Genomic DNA, 17713 nt, shown 5'->3' with positions numbered 1-17713 from the left:
GCCGTCTCCTCCGGCACCGAAACCGCCCGCTCCGCCAACAGCTCCGCCACCGACGCCGACGGCAACTCCCGCCCCGTCGAAGCCCACTCACCCAACAACGCCCGCTCCCCCGCCGTCAGCACGTCCAGGCTGCGGACGGGGCGGTCGGGGTCGGCGGTGAGCTGGTCGAGCAGCTGGATCAGGCGTTGGGCGTGCCGTTCGACCTCGGTGCGGTCGAAGACGTCGGGGCGGTACTTCCACTCGAAGGTCAGCGCCGCGCCGGGGTTGGTGATGAAGACCAGCGGGAAGTGCGCGGCGTCGACGTCCTCGACCTCGCGGACGCCGAGGCGTTCGCGCAGGTCGGCGCGGGTGGCGGCGTCGGCGGGGGTGTTGCGGAGCACCTGGAGGGTGTCGAAGAGCCGGCCGAGGCCGGTGCCGCGCTGGATGGTGCCGAGGCCGGTCTGGTGGTGCGGCAGCAGGGCGGCCTGTTCGGCCTGGTGGCGGGCGAGGAAGGCGGCGACGCCCTCGCCTCCGTCCAGGGCGGCCCGGACCGGGACGGTGTTGAGGAACATGCCGATGGTGGCGTCGATGCCGGGCAGTTCGGCGGGGCGGCCGGAGACGGTGGCGCCGAACACCACGTCCTGCCGGTTGGTGAGTCCGGCCAGCAGCAGCGCCCAGGCGCCGGACAGCACGGTGTTCAGGGTGAGTCCGTGGGTGCGGGTGAACTCGGTCAGCCGGGTGGTGAGTTCGGTGCTCAGCCGGGCGGTGACGGAGTGCGGCAGCAGTCCGGCGCGCTCGCGGGCCTGCGGGGCGAGCAGGGTGGGCCCGTCCAGTCCGGCCAGTGCCTCGCGCCAGGCCGTGGCGCCCCGGTCGGCGTCGCGGGCGGTCAGCCAACGCAGGAACTCCCGGTAGGGCAGGCCGGGTTCGGGGGCGGGCAGGTCCGCGCAGCGGCTCAGCAGCTCCTGCAGGAACAGGCCGGAGGACCAGCCGTCCCACAGCAGGGCGTGGTTGGTGACCAGGATCCGCTGCCCGCCGCCGGGGGCGAGCACCGAGACCAGGCGCAGCAGCGGCGGCGCGGCCGGGTCGAACCGGGTGGCGGCCTGCTGCGCCTTCAACTCGTCGAGCCGGTAGGCGAATTCCGCTTCGGTGAGGTCGGACAGGTCGGTCTCGGTGAGCGGGACGTCGACGGCGCGCGGCACGAACTGGACCGGCCGCTCGGGGCCGGTCTGCAGGAAGCCGGCCCGCAGGTTGGGGTGGGCGTCCAGGACGGCGGCGACGGCGGCGCGCAGGGTGGGCAGCGGGACGCGGCGGTCGAGGGTGATGACGTCGCGGGCGGTGTAGACGTCCACGGTGCCGTCGTCGTAGTCGGCCTCGAACAGCAGGCCCTCCTGGAGCGGGGAGACCGGCCAGACCTCCTCGATCTCCAGGTGCGGGGCGGCGGCCCGGACGGCGGCGAGTTCGGCCGCGGTGGCGGCGGGCAGTTCGGGCAGCGGGGGCCGGGCGGGGGCGGCCCCGCGGGTGTCGGCGAGCGCGGCGAGGGCGGCGGGGGTGCGCCGTTCGAAGACGTCGCGGGGGCTGAGCGCGAGGCCCTCGGCGCGGGCGGCGCCGATCAGCCGGATGGAGGAGATGGAGTCGCCGCCGAGCCGGAAGAAGTCGTCCTCGGCGCCGAGCGCGGCGTCCTCGGGCAGCCCGAGGACTTCGGCGTACAGCGCGCACAGCAGGCGCTCGGTGGCGGTCTCGGCGGTGCGCGAGCCGGTCGCGCCCGCGTAGTCGAGGGCGTGGTCGGGGAGGGCGGCCCGGTCGAGCTTGCCGTTGACGGTCAGCGGGAGGGCGTCCAGGACGGCGAAGGCGGAGGGCACCATGTACTCGGGCAGCCGGGCGGCGAGCGCCTCCCGCACGGCGGCGGTGTCCAGTGCGCCCTGGACGGCGGGCACCAGGTAGGCGACGATCCGGTCCACCGGGCCGCGCCGGACCAGCACCGCGCTGTGCGCGACGGCCGGGTGCGCGGCCAACTCGGCCTCGATCTCGCCGAGTTCGATCCGGTGGCCGCGGATCTTCACCTGGTCGTCGGCCCGGCCCAGGTAGTCGAGGGTGCCGTCGGGGCGGCGGCGCACCAGGTCGCCGGTGCGGTACATCCGGGTGCCGGGTTCGCCGAACGGGTCGGCGACGAAGCGGCCCGCGGTCAGGCCGGGGCGGTTCAGGTAGCCGCGGGCCAACTGCACGCCCGCCAGGTACAGTTCGCCCGGCGCACCGTCCGGGACGGGCCGCAGCAGGGCGTCCAGCACGTGGGCGCGGCCGCCGGTGAGCGGCCGGCCGACGGCCGGGTCGGGGGTGTCGGCGAGGTCGGCGACCAGCGCGTCCACGGTGAACTCGGTGGGGCCGTAGTAGTTGAGCACGGTGCCGGTGGGCACGGCGGCCAGTTCGGCCCGCAGTTCGGTCCACATCGCCTCGGGCAGCGCCTCGCCGCCGAGCAGCAGCACCGGCGGGCGGTGCGCGCCCGACAGCAGCCCGCTGTCGAGGAGTTGGCGGGCGTAGCTGGGGGTGACGTCCAGGGCGTGGATGCGTTCGGCCCGGGTGTAGGCGACGACCGCTTCGGCGTCGCGGCGGTCGTCCTCGCCGAGCAGGTGCAGTTCGTGGCCGCCGAGCAGCCAGATCAGCTGCTCCCAGGAGGAGTCGAAGGAGAACGAGGCGGTGTGCAGGGCGCGCAGGCGTTCGGTGCCGGCGGCGGCCAGCGCGGTGGCGAACTCGCGGGTGAGGTGGTCGTGGACCAGGTTGGCCAGGCCCGCGTGGGTGAGCACGACGCCCTTGGGGCGGCCGGTGGAGCCGGAGGTGTGGATGACGTACGCGGCCTGCCCGGGGTGCACGGGCAGGCGCACCGGCTCGCCGGGGACGGCGAGTTCGGCGCGCACGGCCGGGTCGTCGAGCAGCACGACGGTGCCGGCGGGGTGCGCGGGGAGCCGGGCCAGCACGGCGCGGGTGGTGAGCAGCACGGCGGGGCGGGCGTCGTCCAGCAGCAGGGCGAGCCGCTCGTCGGGGTGGTCGAGGTCGAGCGGCAGGTAGCCGCCGCCGGCCCGCAGGACGGCGAGCAGGGCGGTGACCGCCTCGGTGGAGCGGGGCAGGGCGAGCGCGCAGATCCGTTCGGCGCGCAGGCCGCGGGCCAGCAGCAGGCGGGCCAACGCGTCGGTGTCGGCGTCGAGTTCGGCGTAGCTGCGCTCGGTGCGGGTGCCGTCGAGGGCGGGGCCGACCAGGGCGCGGACGGCGGGACTCCCGGCGGCGCGGGCGCGCAGCAGGTCGTCGACGCCGGGCGGCGGGACGGCGGGCAGGGCCGGGCCGGTGGTGGTGGCGGGGCGGGCGGCGCGTTCGGCGGCGGTGAGCAGGTCGAGGCGGGCCAGCGGGGTGTCGGGGTCGGCGGCGAACGCCTCGGCCAGGCCGAGGAAGCGCTCCAGGACGGTGGCGGCCTGCGCGGCGTCGAACGCGTCGGGGCGGTACTCGAGTTCGAGGCGCAGGTCCTCGCCGGGCAGCAGGGTCAGGCCGAGCGGGTAGTGGGTGGCGTCGCGGGCGCCGAGCGCGGTGACGGTCGGGCCGTCGCCGCTGGCGGCGGCCAGCGCGGTCTTCAGCTGCTCGCCGCCGCCCCGGTAGTTCTCCACCACCAGCAGGGTGTCGAACAGCGCCCCGCCGGTGCCCGCCGCGCGCTGGATCGCGGCCAGGCCGAGGTGCTGGTGCTCCATCAACTCGGCCTGTGCGGACTGGACTTCGGCGGCAGCCGTGGCGAGGGTGGCACCGGGGGCGGGGTTGACCCGGACGGGGACGGTGTTGATGAACAGGCCGACCATCGACTCGGCGCCCGGCAGGTCGGCGGGGCGGCCGGAGACGGTGGTGCCGAACACGGTGTCGGTGCGGCCGGTGAGCGCGCCGAGCAGCACGCCCCACAGCGTGTGCGCGACGTTGCCGAGGGTCAGGCCCCGGCCGCGGACGGCGGCGCTCAGCCGGGCGGTCAGCTCGGGCCCGGCCTGCCGGGTGAGCAGGACCGGCTCGACGGCGGGCGTCCCGGCCGTGCCGGGCGCGACGGGGTGCGGGGTGTCGAACCCGGCGAGGGCGGCCGCCCAGGCGCGCTCGGCGGCGGCGGTGTCGCGGGTGGCCAGCAGGGCGAGGTGATCGCGGTAGGGGCGCACCGGCGGCAGGCTCTCGCCGCGGTACAGCGCGAGCAGTTCGCGCACCACGATCGGCATCGACCAGCCGTCCAGCAGCAGGTGGTGGCAGGTCAGCACCAGCCGGTGCCGGTCGGCGGCCAGCCGCAGCAGGGTGAAGCGCAGCAGCGGCGGCGCGTCCAGTTCGAACGGGCGCTGCCAGTCCGCGTCCATCTCCCGCCGCACGTCCGCTTCCTGACCGCTCGTCAGGTCGACTATGCGCAGCGGGGTTTCGACGGTGCGCTGGACGAACTGCAGGACGTCCTGCGGGTCCTCGTACCAGAACCCGGCCCGCAGGTTGGCGTGCCGGACCAGCAGCGCGTCCACGGCGGCGGCCAGCCGCGACGGCTCGACCGGGCCGGCCAGGTCGAGGTGGGCCTGCACGACGTACACGTCCCGGGCCTCGTCGTCGTAGAGCGCGTGGAACAGCAAGCCTTCCTGGAGCGAGGACAGCGGGTACACGTCCTCCAGGTCCGACGGGGCCGGGCTGGTCGCCTGCGGGTCGTCGTGCGGGGTGGCGGAGTCGTTCATCGCGGTGTTCTCAGTCCTGGGGTCGGTGCGGTCGGTGGCTTCGGGGCGGGTGGGCGCTTCGGGGCGGGCCGTGGTTTCGGGCGGGACGGTGCGCGGGGTGGTCATCGGCGCCGCCGTCCGCGCAACTTGGCTTCCAGCTTGTCGAGTTGGGCCTGCTTGAGGGCGACCAGCGGCGGGCCGGCCGGGGCCACGGCTGCGGCTGCGGCTGCGGCTGCGGCTGCGGAGCCGACAGCGGCGGCGGGGTCGGGGCCGGCGGTCGCGAGGTCGTCCAGCGCGGCGAGCCAGGCGTCCGCGATCAGGGCCGCTTCGGCGTCCGTCACCAGGGCCTGCGGCCAGCCGAGTTCGACCGCGAGTTCGGGCCGCCCGTCCCGGTCGGCGGCGATCACGGCGTCCACCTCCAGCGGGTGGGCCACGGGCGCGGCCGGGTCGGGTCCGGCTCCGGCGGCGACGGCCGCGCGCTCGGCGACCGGGGCGAGCGGCCAGCCGCCGAGCGCGGGGCCCGCCTGGTCGGTGCGGCCCCGGTAGTTGAACAGCACCGGGGACGGCGGCGCGGCGGCCAGCAGCGGGGCGGTCTGCGGGTTGAGGTGGCGCAGCAGGCCGTGGCCGAGTCCCTTGTCGGGGGCGGCCCGCAGCTGCTCCCGGACCCGGGCCAGGACGTCCGGGGCGGCGGCGAGGTCGAGTCCGCCGAGGTCGAGGCGGACGGGGTGGACGGTGGTGAACCAGCCGACGGTGCCGGACAGGTCGGGCGCGTGGCCGGGGTGGCCGCCGCGGCCGTGGCCCTCCAGGTCGACCTGCAGCGCGGGCGCGGCGCCGGGCCGGGTGCGGGCCAGGCCGAGGACGAGTCCGGCGAGCAGCAGTTCGTCGGTGCCGGTGCCGGTGCCGGTGCCGTCAGCCGCGGTCGCCGCGGCAGCGGCGAGCAGTCGGGCGGTGCGGTCGGCGGGCAGGGTGCGGCGCAGGGTGCGCAGGGTGGCGTTGGTGTCGCGGGCCGGGTCGGTGGCGAGGTCGGCGAGCTGGCCGGGCGGGCCGGTGAGCGCGGTGCGCCAGTAGCCGGTCTCGGCGAGGCGGGTGCGCTGCTGGGCGTGGGTGTGCAGGTGGGCGGCCCAGTCGCGGAGGGCGACGGGTTCGGGGGCGAGGGCGGGTCGGCGTCCGGCGGCGGCGTCGCGGTGGGCGGCGGCCAGGCGCGGGAGCAGGATCCGCCAGGAGACGCCGTCCACGGCGAGGTGGTGGACGGTGAGCAGCAGCCGTCCCTCGGCCTGCTCGCCCGCGTCGAACCAGACGGCGCGCAGCATCCGTCCGGCGGCGGGGTCGAGGGCGTCGGCGGCGCGGTCGGCGTCGGCGGTGAGCTGTTCGACGGTGGGGCCGCCGGGGGCGGGGACGCGGCGCAGCAGGGCGGGATCGGCGCTGGACGGCAGGGTCTCCTGGGTCCACAGGCCGTCGGTGTCGTCCAGCCGGGTGCGCAGCGCGGGGTGGGCCTCGACCAGGGCGGCGAGCGCCTCCCGCAGCGGCCGCTCGCCGAGCCCGCCGGGGACGGCGAGCAGCACGGACTGGTTGAACCGCCGTACGCCGCCGCCGCGTTCGCGCAGCCAGTGCACGACGGGGAGCAGCGGCACCGGCCCCTCGGCGGGGGCGCTCGGCACCGGCGCGGTGAGGGCGGGGGCGCTTGCGCCGGGGGCCCCGCCACCGAACGCGGCGGTGAGCGCGGCGGGCGTCGGGTGCTGGAACACGTCCTTCGTCGTGATCGCCAGCCCGGCGGCCTTCGCCCGGCTCACCAGCTGCAGCGACACGATGCTGTCGCCACCCAGCGCGAAGAAGTTCTCCTCCTCCCCCACCTCGGGCAGCCCCAGCACCTCGGCGAACACCCGCGCGAAGGCGGAGGGCGCCGGGAGGCCGCCACCGAACGCGGCGGTGAGCGCGGCGGGCGTCGGGTGCTGGAACACGTCCTTCGTCGTGATCGCCAGCCCGGCGGCCTTCGCCCGGCTCACCAGCTGCAGCGACACGATGCTGTCGCCACCCAGCGCGAAGAAGTTCTCCTCCTCCCCCACCTCGGGCAGCCCCAGCACCTCGGCGAACACCCGCGCGAAGGCGGAGGGGCCGCGCTGGGCGGGGACGGTCGTGGTGGGCCGGTGGTCGGGGGCGGCCGGGTGCCGGTCGGGCGCGGGGAGCGCCTTGCGGTCGAGCTTGCCGTTGACGGAGAGCGGCAGGGCGGCGAGCTCGACCACCACGGCGGGGACCAGGTGGTCGGGCAGGGTGGCGGCCAGCGCGGCCCGGGCCGCGGCCCCGGTGGTGCCGGAGCCCGCGGCGGGCACCACGTATCCGACCAGTTGCTTCGTTCCGCCGGCGGTCTGCCGTACCGTGACCGCGGCCTGGGCCACCCCGGGGAGCGCGGCGAGGGCGGCTTCGACCTCGCCGAGTTCGATCCGGAAGCCGCGGATCTTCACCTGGTCGTCGGTGCGGCCCAGGTACTCGACGCTGCCGTCGATCCGGTGGCGGACCAGGTCGCCGGTGCGGTACATCCGCTCGCCGGGTCCGCCGTACGGGTCGGCGACGAAGCGGCTCGCGGTCAGGCCGGGACGGCCGAGGTAGCCGCGGGCCAACTGCACGCCTGCCAAGTAGAGTTCGCCGGGCACGCCGACCGGGCAGGGCCGCAGCGCGGCGTCCAGCACGTGCAGCCGGGTGTTCCAGGCGGGGCGGCCGATCGGGACGGTGCCCGCACCGGCCCAGGCGCGGTGGTGGGTGACGTCGACGGCGGCCTCGGTGGGGCCGTACAGGTTGTGCAGTTCGATCTGCGGCCACAGGGCCAGGAAGCGGTCGACGGTGGCGGCGGGCAGTGCTTCGCCGGAGCAGAACACCCTTCGCACGGTGGCGAACCGGCGGCGCAGCGTGTCGTCGTTCTCGGCGGCGGCGGTGAACGCGGCGAGCATGGACGGCACGAAGTGGCAGGTGGTGACGGCGGCGCGGGCGGTCAGGGCGGCGAGTTCGGCGGGGTCGCGGTGGGCGCCGGGGCGGGCCAGGACGACGCGGGCGCCGACGGTCAGCGGGAGGAAGAACTCCCAGACCGAGACGTCGAACCCGGCGGGGGTCTTCTGCAGGACGCGGTCGGCGGCGCCGACCGCGTACATCTCGCGCATCCACTCCAGGCGGTTGACGATGGCCCGGTGGGTGACCAGGACGCCCTTGGGGCGGCCGGTGGAGCCGGAGGTGAAGATGACGTACGCGGCGTGGTCGGGCCCGGGCCCGGTGCTCGCCGAGTCCTCGGCCTCCTCGGGGCCGGTGGTGTCGACGGGCAGCACCGGGACGCCGTCCACCGCCCAGGGGGCGGGCGCGCCGGGCGGGGTGAGGACGCAGACCGGGCGGGCGTCCTCGACCATGCCGGCGAGGCGTTCGGCCGGGTACTCGGTGTCCAGCGGCAGGTAGGCGGCGCCGGAGCGCAGCACCCCGAGCAGGGCGACCATCAGCCCGGTGGAGCGCGGCACGGCGACGCCGACCACGGTATCCGGCCCGGCGCCGTGGGCGGTCAGTTCGGCGGCCAATCCACCGGCCTTGGACCAGAGTTGACGGTACGTCAATTCATCGCCCTGGTAGTCGACGGCGACCGCGTCCGGGGTGGCGGCGACGCGTTCGGCGATCCGGCTGACCAGGGTGCCTTCGCGGACGGGGATCTCGGTGGCGTTCCAGGCGCCGGCCAGGCCGCGCGCCTCCTCGGCGGCGACGGGTTCGATCCGGGCGATCGGCTGTCCGGGGTCGGCGAGGGCCCGTTCCAGGACGTGCAGCAGCCGGGCGCCGTACAGGCGGGCGGTGGCCCGGTCGAAGAGGTCCTCGGCGTGGATGACGGTCAGGTCGGTGCGGGTGCCGTCGGCGGACTCCACGAAGGTGAACGCCAGGTCGAAGCGGGCGGCGTGCACGGGGTCGGGCAGCAGGGCGGTGCGGGCGCCGAGCAGGTGGTCCAGGCCGCCGGCCTCCTTGCGGTACTGCACCATCACCTGGAACAGCGGGTGCCGGCCCAGGGTCCGTTCCGGGTTGACCAGTTCGACCAGCCGGTCGAACGGCAGGTCCTGGTGGGCGAGCGCGCCGAGCACGGTCTCCTTCGCCCGGTCGACCAGTTCGGCGAACGCCGGTTCGCCGCCCAGGTCGTGGCGGAGCACCAGGGTGTTGACGAAGAAGCCGACCAGCTGTTCGAGGTCCGGTTCGCCGCGTCCGGCGACGGGTGCGCCGAGGGCGACGTCGGCGGTGCCGGCGAGCCGGCCGAGCAGCAGGGCGGCGGCGGCCTGCACCACCATGAACGGGGTGGTGCCGCTGCTGCGGGTGAACTCGGCCAGGGCGTCCCGCAGTTCGTCGGGGAGGGCGAGCCGGACGGCGCCGCCGCGGCCGCTGGCCTCGGCGGGGCGCGGGCGGTCGGCGGGCAGCGCGAGTTCGGCGGGCAGCCCGGCCAGCCGCTCGGCCCAGTAGGCGGACTGCGCCGCCAGCGGGCGTTCCGCCTGCCACAGCGTGTGGTCGGCGAACTGGAGCGGCAGCGGCGGGAGTTCGGGCGTGCGCCCGGCCCGGCGGGCGGCGTAGGCGGCGTCCAGGTCGCGCAGCAGCACGCCCTCGGACCACTCGTCGGCCGCGATGTGGTGCAGGGCGACGCTCAGCACGTGGCGGCGCGGCCCGGCGCTGAGCAGGACGGCGCGCACCGGGATCTCCCCGGTCAGGTCGAAGACGTGCGCCCCGGCGGTGGCGGTCTCGACGTCCAGCCGGTGGCCGGCCACCTCGCGCAGCTCGAACGGCACTCCGGCCTCGGCCGGGGTGAGGATCCGCTGGTACGGGCGGCCGTCCCGCTCGGCGCAGACGGTGCGCAGCGCCTCGTGCCGGGCCAGCACGTCGCCGAAGGCCGACCGCAGCGCCTCGGGGTCGAGTTCGCCGTCGATCCGCAGCGCGCACGGGATGGTGTAGGCGGTGGACGGGCCCTGCAGGCGGTCCAGGAACCAGAGCCGGGCCTGCGCGGGGGCGAGCGGGAGCAGTTCGGGGCGCGGGCGGGCGGCGGGCCGGTCGGCGTCCTGCGGGCCGGTCGCGGCGTCCGGGCCCGCGGCCTCGTCGAGACGGGCGGCGAACGCGGCGGGGGTGCGGGTCTCGAACAGGGTGCGGATGGCGACCTCGGTGCCGAGCGTCGCGCGCAGCCGGCCGACCAGCCGGGTGGCGAGCAGCGAGTGGCCGCCGAGCGCGAAGAAGTCCTCGTCGACGCCGACCGCGGGCAGGCCGAGCACCTCGGCGTACGCCCGGCACACCAGTTCCTCCCGCTCGGTGCGCGGGGCGGTCCCGGCGGGCGCGGGGTACGCGTCGGCGCCGGGTTCGGGCAGGGCCTGCCGGTCCAGCTTGCCGTTGACGTTCAGCGGCAGCGCGGGCAGCACGACCAGCGCGGCCGGGACGAGGTACTCGGGCAGTGCCTCGCCGAGCGCCTTGCGCAGTGCGGCGGGGTCGGCGTCCGCGCCGGGGGCGGCGACCAGGTAGCCGACCAGGCGCTTGGCGCCGCCGGGGGCGGGCCGGACCACGACGGCGGCCTGCGCGACGCCGGGCAGCGCGGCGAGCGCGGCCTCGGCCTCGCCGGGTTCGACCCGGAAGCCGCGGATCTTCACCTGGTCGTCCTCCCGGCCCAGGTAGTCCAGGCTGCCGTCGGGACGGTGCCGGACCAGGTCGCCGGTGCGGTACATCCGCTCCCCGGGCGGGCCGTACGGGTCGGCGACGAAGCGGCTCGCGGTCAGGCCGGGCCGGTTGCCGTAGCCGCGGGCCAACCCGGGCCCGGCCACGTACAGTTCGCCGGGCGTGCCGGGCGGGACGGGCCGCAGCCGGGCGTCCAGCACGTAGGCGCGGGTGTTGCCGATCGGGCGGCCGACGAACGGGGCGGGGCTGTCGGCGAGGTCGGCGCCGAGGGTGTCGACGGTGTACTCGGTGGGGCCGTAGAAGTTGTGGCCGAGCACGCCGGGGGTGGCCCGGATCCGCTGCCACAGGGTGTCGCCGACGGCCTCGCCGCCGACCAGGAACAGCAGCGGGCGGTGCGCCGGGTCGTCCAGCAGGCCCCACTCGACGAGCTGGGCGCCGAAGGAGGGCGTGACGTCCAGGGTGTCGATCCGGTCGGCCAGCAGCCGGGCCGCGAGGGCCTGCGGGTCGCGGCGCAACTCCTCGCCGTAGACGTGCAGTTCGTGGCCGAGCAGCAGCCAGAGCAGCTGCTCCCAGGAGGAGTCGAAGGAGAACGAGGCGGTGTGCGCGGCCCGCAGGACGCGCCCGCCGGCGGCGGCCGCGGCCCGGGCGAAGACGGTGCCGCCGTGGTGCTCCAGCAGGTTGGCCAGGCCCCGGTGCGTCACCTGGACGCCCTTGGGGCGGCCGGTGGAGCCGGAGGTGTGGATGACGTACGCGAGGTGCCCGGGCTCGGGGCGGACGGGCTCGGGGCGGACGGGCTCGGCCGCCGGCGACCCGAGCGCGGCGAGCGGGACGGCGCCGAGTTCCGCCCCGGCCAGCACGGGCCGTTCGGCGGCGAGTTCGGCGGTGGTGAGGGTGAGCAGCGGGGTGGCGTCGGCGAGCATCAGGGCGATCCGCTCGTCCGGGTGGTCGAGGTCGACCGGCAGGTAGGCGGCGCCGGCGGCGAGCACGCCGAGCAGGGCGGCGACCAGGTCGGCGGAGCGCGGCAGGGCGAGCGCGACCACGATGTCCGGGCGGGCGCCGAGCGCGGCCAGGTGCCGGGCGTACGCCTCGACCCGCTCGGCGAGCCGGCCGAACGTCAGCCGCTGGTCCCCGTGGACGACGGCGGTCCGCCCGGGGTGGGCGGCGGCGGCGGCGCGGAAGGCGTCGACCACGGTGCCGGGCGGCACCGGGCGGTCGGTGGCGTTCCAGCCGGTCAGCACGGTGTGCCGCTCCTCGGCGGTCAGGACGTCCAACCGGCCGACGGGGGTGTCGGGTTCGGCGGCGATCGCGGTGAGCAGGCGCAGCAGGCGGGCGCCGACGGCGGCGGCCCGGGCGGGGGTGAAGGCGTCGGGGCGGTACTCGACGGTCAGTTGCGGGTGCTCACCGGGGAGGGTGAGCACGGTCAGCGGGTAGTGGGTGGCGCCGCGGTTGCCGATCGCCCCGACCCGCAGCGCTCCGGAGGTCAACTCGCCGGGCTGCACGGGGTAGTTCTCGAACACCAGCAGGGTGTCGAACAGGGTGCCGTGTCCGGCGGCGGCCTGGATCTGGGCCAGGCCCAGGTACTGGTGGTCGAGCAGCGCGGACTGCGCCTGCTGGAGCCGGGCCAGCGCGGCGGCGGCCGGCTCGTCCTCGTCGAGGGTGAAGCGGACCGGGACGGTGTTGCTGAACAGGCCCACGGCGGCTTCCACGCCCGGGAGTTCGCCGGGGCGGCCGGAGACGGTGGCGCCGAACACCACGTCGGTGCGGCCGGTGAGCCGGCCCAGCAGGATCGCCCAGGCGCCCTGCACCAGGGTGTTCAGGGTCAGGCCGTGGCGGCGCGCGGTGGCGGTGAGCGCGGCGGCCGTCCCGGCGGGGATCGGCAGCTCCAACTCCCGTGCGGCTTCGGTGCTTTCGCCGCCGGGGGCGCCGAGGGCGTCGGCCAGCAGGGTCGGGCCGTCCAGTCCGGCCAGCGCGTCGCGCCAGGCGGCGGTGTCGGCGGCGGTGTCGCGGGCGGCGAGGTGGGCCAGGTGGTCGGCCCAGCGCGGCGCGGCGGGCAGCGCGGCGCCCGCGTGGACGGCGAGCACCTCGCGCAGCAGCACCGGCGTGGACCAGCCGTCCATCACGATGTGGTGCCGGGTCAGCAGCAGCCGGTGCCGTTCGGGGCCGAGCACCAGCAGCGCGCAGCGCACCAGCGGCGGCCGGGCCAGGTCGAAGCGGCGGGCGGCCTCGGCGTCCTCGATCCGGGCGGCCTCGGCGGCCTGCCGCCGCTCGTCGAGCCCGGACAGGTCGTGGGTGCTCCACGGGACGCGGACCCCGGGGACGAGGGCCTGCACGGGCTCCCCGGCGGCGGTCAGGGTGAAGGCGGCGCGCAGCGCGCCGTGCCGCCCCACCGCGGTCTCCACCGCGTGCGCGAGGGCGGCGCGGTCCAGCGGGCCGTGCAGGTCGAGCGAGGTCAGCGAGGTGTAGGTGGCGTCGTCGCCGGGCGGCAGCATCCGGTCGTGGAACAGCAGGCCCTCCTGGAGCGGGGAGAGCGGCAGCACCTCGTCGAGGCCCGGGTGGCGGGCCGCCAGGGCGTCCAGGTCGGACTGGGTGACGGCGGCCAGCGGCACGTCGGACGAGGTGAGCGCGGCGGCGTCCGGGCGGGCCGCCCAGCGGGCCAGTCCGTCCAGCCGGTCGAACCACTCGGCGGCCAGTGCGCGGATCTCCGGTTCGCCGAACAGCGCCTCGGGCCAAGTCAGTTGGACGGTCAGCTCGGGTCCTTCGGCCCGCTCGTGGACGAACGCGCCGATCTCCAGGGCGTGCCCGCAGGGCCGCTCCGGGTCGGTGGTGGCGGTGATCGCGTCGCCCGCGCCGGGGGCGGGCGTCCAGGGCTCGCCGCCGGACTCGAACCGCCCCAGGTAGTTGAACAGCAGCGGGGGTTCGGGCGCGTCCGCCAGCACCCCGGCGGTGTCCGGGTGGCGCAGCAGGCCCCAGCCGGTGCCCGCGTTCGGCAGCGCCCGCAGCCGCTCCTTCACCCCGGACAGCGCGGCGCCCGGCCCGGTCAGTTCGGCCAGGTCCAGGTGCAGCGGGAACTCGCTGGTCAGCCAGCCGACGGTGCGCGAGGTGTCCGCCCCGGGCACCAGCTGGTCCTCCCGGCCGTGGCCCTCCAGCCGCAGCAGCAGCCCGTCGGCGGCGGCCGTCCCGTGCAGGGCGCGGCGGCGCTCCCGGACCGCGAGCGCGAGCCCGGCCAGCAGCACGTGGTCCACCCCGGCCCGGCGGGCGGCCGGGACGGTGGTCAGCAGCGGCCAGGTGCGCGCGGCGGGCAGGGTGAGCCGCAGCCGGCGGGTGCGGGCCGCGGTGTCCCGGCCCGGGTCGAGCGGCGGCTCGGCCAGCAGCGGGACGCGCGGCAGCGCCGACTGCGCGCGCCAGTAAGGGAGTTCGGCCCGTACGGCCGGGCTCGCGGCGGCCTCGGCCAGCCCGTGCGCCCAGGCCCGCAGCGAGGTCGGCACCGGCGCGAGCGGCCGCCCCTCGTACGCGGCCCGCAGGTCCGGCAGCAGGATCCGCCAGGACACCCCGTCCACGGCCAGGTGGTGCACCACCAGCACCAGCAGCCCGTCCTGCTCGGCCCCCGCGTCCAGGTGCACGGCCTGCAGCACCACGCCGCGCGCGGGATCCAGCCGTCCCGCCGCCGCCTCCCGCTCGACCTCCGCCGCCGCCACCAGCTCCCCGGCGGCGACTCGCAGGTGCCGCACCCGCGCAGCGGCCGGCGCCGCCCCGACCGGCCGCACCTCCAGCGTCCACGGCACGACGCCCTCCGGGCCCGAGGGCGCGACATCCTCCTGGACCGGCAGCACGACACCCTCCGGGCCCGACGGCACGCCCCCGCCGACACCTGCCACGTGCAGCCGCAGCCGCAGCGCGTCACTCCCCCCCGCGGCCCCCTCCGGCCCGCGCGGCGCCTCCCCTTCGTTCTCCGAGAGCCCCTCCGGCCCGCGCGGCGTCCCCTCTCCCGTTGCCCGCTCTCCCGCATCCCCCACGTGCAGCCGCAGCCGCAGCGCGTCGTGGTGCTCGGTGAGCGTGTCGAGCGCGGCGACCAGTCGTGGCAGGTCGAGGCCGGCCGGGACGGTGAGGGTGGTGGACTGGGCGAAGCGGCCGATCGGGCCGCCCTGGTGGCGGAGCCACTCGGTGATGGGGGTGGGGGGCAGCGGGCCGTCGCGGTCGACGGCGGGGGCGAGGGCGGCGGCCTCGGCGGGGGTGACCGTGCCGGCGATCCGGGCGACGGTGCGCCGGTCGAAGACGGTGCGCGGGGTGAGGGCGAGTCCGGCGTGCCGGGCCCGGCTGGCGAGTTGGATGGCGGAGATGGAGTCGCCGCCGAGCGAGAAGAAGTTGTCGTCCGCGCCGACCTGTTCGACCGGCAGGCCGAGGACTTCGGCGACCAGCGCGGCCAGGATGCGTTCGGTGTCGGTGCGCGGTGCTCCCGCGCCCGCCGCTCCGGGGGTCGGCGCGGGCAGCGCCTTGCGGTCGAGCTTGCCGTTGACGGACAGCGGCAGGGTGTCCAGGCCGACGATCACGGCGGGGACGAAGTACTCGGGCAGGGTGAGCGCCAGCCGGTCGCGCAGCGCCTGCGGGTCGGCGGGCGGCGGGGCCGCGTACCCGACCAGTTGGGCCGCGCCGCTGCCGATCCGGTGCACCGCCACCGCCGCCTGGGCCACCCCGGGGAGCGCGGCGAGGGCGGCCTCGACCTCGCCGAGTTCGATCCGGAAGCCGCGGATCTTCACCTGGTCGTCGGTGCGGCCCAGGTACTCCACCGCGCCGTCCGGCCGGTGGCGGACCAGGTCACCGGTGCGGTACATCCGCTCGCCGGGTCCGCCGTACGGGTCGGCGACGAAGCGGCTCGCGGTCAGGCCGGGACGGCCGAGGTAGCCGCGGGCCAACTGGACGCCCGCCAAGTAGAGTTCGCCGGGCACGCCGACCGGGCACGGCCGCAGTGCGGCGTCCAGCACGTACAGCCGGGTGTTCCAGACGGGTCGGCCGATCGGGACGGTGCCCGCGCCGGGGGCCGTGGTGTGGTGGGTGACGTCGACGGCGGCCTCGGTGGGGCCGTACAGGTTGTGCAGCGGGACGCCGGGGAGGGCGGTGTGCCAGCGGTCGACGGTGTCGGCGGGGAGGGCCTCGCCGGAGCAGAAGGCGTGGCGCAGGGTGGTGCAGCGGGTGCCGAGGTCGGGTTCCTCCAGGAAGGCGCGCAGCATGGAGGGGACGAAGTGCAGGGCGGTGACGGCCTGTTGGGCGATCAGGTCGGCGAGGTAGCCGGGTTCCCGGTGGCCGTCGGGGCGGGCGAGGACGACGGTGGCGCCTTCGCACAGGGCCCAGAAGAACTCCCAGACGGAGACGTCGAACCCGGCGGGGGTCTTCTGCAGGACGCGGTCGGCGGCGGTGAGCCGGTACCGGTGCTGCATCCACTCCAGGCGGTTGACGATGGCCCGGTGGGTGACCAGGACGCCCTTGGGGCGGCCGGTGGAGCCGGAGGTGAAGATGACGTACGCGGCGTGGTCGGGCCCGGCGGGCACCGGTTCGGCGCGCACCGCCCGGTCCGCCCGCGCCCGGTCCGCCCGCGTGCCGTCGAGCAGCAGGGCGCGGGCGGCGGCCCGCTCCGGCAGCCGGCCCAGGACCGCGCCGACGGTGAGGACGCGGACCGGGTCGGCGTCCTCGATCATGCCGGCGAGGCGTTCGGCCGGGTGGTCGGTGTCCAGCGGCAGGTAGGCGGCGCCGGCCCGCAGCACGCCGAGCAGGGCGACCATCAGCGCGGTGGAGCGCGGCACGGCGACGGCGACCACGGCGTCCGGCCCGGCCCCGTCGGCTGCCAGCTCGCGGGCCAGTTCGCCCGCCCGCTGCCACAGTTGACGGTACGTCAGTTCGCCGTCCGGGGCGGCGACCGCCACCGCGTCCGGGGTGCGGGCGGCCCGGTCGGCGATCCGGTCGACCAGGGTGCCGGGCGGGACGTCGTGCCCGGTGGCGTTCCACCGCTCCAGCACGTCCGCGCGCTCCTGTTCGGCCAGCAGGTCGAGTTCGCCGAGCGGGCGGTCCGGCTCGGCGGCGAGCCGTTCCAGCAGGGCAGTGAACCGGTGGGCGTGCAGGGCGAGTTCGGCCTCGGTGTACAGGCGCGGGTTGGCGTCGAACTCCAACTGCAGGCGGTGGTCGGGGGTCTTGGCGACGGACAGCGAGAGGTCCTCGACCGGGCCGGCGGCGAGGTTGACGGTGTGGCCGGGGCTGCCGGCGAAGTCCAGGTCGAGGTCGAAGGGCTTGATGTTGAGCAGCGGGCCGTACAGCCGTTCGTCGGTGCCGACCAGGCCGAGGGCGCGGCGCAGTTCCTCGCCGCGGTGCAGCTGGTGGCGGCGGACGTCCTTGAGTTCGGCGGCGGAGCGGCGCAGCAGGGTGTCGAAGCCGTCGGCGGGGTCGACGGCCAGCCGCAGCGGCAGGATGTTGACGGCCATGCCGACCACCCGCGGGGTGCCGGGGGCGGTGCGGGCCATCAGGTGCATGCCGAGGACGGGGTCGGCGGTGCCGGTCATCCGGTGCAGGTAGGCGGCGAGGGCGGCGTGCGCGGCCTCGGCCCAGGTGGTGCGGGCGGCCTTGGCGGCGGCGAGCACGGGGGCGGTGCGGGCGGCGTCGAGGGTGATCCGGTGGCGGAGCGCGGCGGGGGCGGCGGCGGCCTGCTGCTCGGTGAGCGAGCGGACCTGCGGGCGGTCGGCGTACCGCTGCTGCCACCAGCGGGCGTCGTCGTCGGCCGACTCGCCGTCCAGGTAGGCGCGTTCGGCTTCGCGCAGGACGGCGGCGGGGCGCAGCGGGCTGTCCGGGACGTCGGCTCCGGCGGCGAGCGCGGTGTACGCCTCGGCGACCCGGCGGGTGAACAGGGTGACGCCGTAGCCGTCGATCACCAGGTGGTGGAACCACTGGAACCACAGGTGGCGCTCCGGCCCGGTGCGGACCAGCAGGGCGCCGTGCAGGGGGTCGCCGGAGAGGTCGGCGGGGCGGGCGAGCTGCTCGCGCACCAGGTCGACGGCGGCCCGTTCGGGGTCGGTGGCGCCGCGGGTGTCGAGCCGGGCGAGCGTCCAACTGCCGGGTTCGAAGCGGTGGTTGCTGGCGCTTTCGCCGTTCGGGTGCACCGTCAGGTGCAGGCCGTCGGCCTCGGCGAGGGTGCGGGCGAGCGCGGCTTCGAGCAGTTCGGGCTGGAGCGGGCCGTCGATCCGGACGTACTGGCCGACGTTGTGGGCGGGGCTGCCGGGGTCGATCCGTTGTGCGGCCAGGACGCCGGCCTGGGCCGCCGTCAGCTCCTGCCGCTCGCCGTGCTCGGCCTGCGTGGTCGTGGTGCCAGCCATGGTCCGGCCCTTCCCGGTGTCGGCGGCCGC

The 17713-nt window shown here is 77.0% G+C and carries 2 protein-coding genes; both read right to left on the bottom strand.

Going from position 1 to position 17713, the window contains the following annotated elements:
- The coding region (locus ABD345_RS28105) for an amino acid adenylation domain-containing protein (protein WP_344555936.1) at positions 1-4802 on the bottom strand (4802 nt) is incomplete at its 3' end.
- Positions 4799-17683 (bottom strand): amino acid adenylation domain-containing protein, encoded by a 12885-nt coding sequence (locus tag ABD345_RS28100; protein WP_344555934.1) that lies wholly within the window; start codon positions 17681-17683, stop codon positions 4799-4801. The genes ABD345_RS28100 and ABD345_RS28105, both read right to left, overlap by 4 nt.
- Positions 17684-17713: the final 30 nt, after the last annotated feature.

The sequence above is a fragment of the Kitasatospora saccharophila genome, assembly GCF_039529925.1.
Taxonomy (GTDB): Bacteria; Actinomycetota; Actinomycetes; order Streptomycetales; family Streptomycetaceae; genus Kitasatospora; species Kitasatospora saccharophila.
This window is presented reverse-complemented; position numbering and strand designations above follow the sequence as displayed.

Bases quoted from the DNA above. Each gene is read 5' to 3' on its own strand.
- ABD345_RS28100 (WP_344555934.1), bottom strand. From the start codon at position 17,683: ATGGCTGGCACCACGACCACGCAGGCCGAGCACGGCGAGCGGCAGGAG.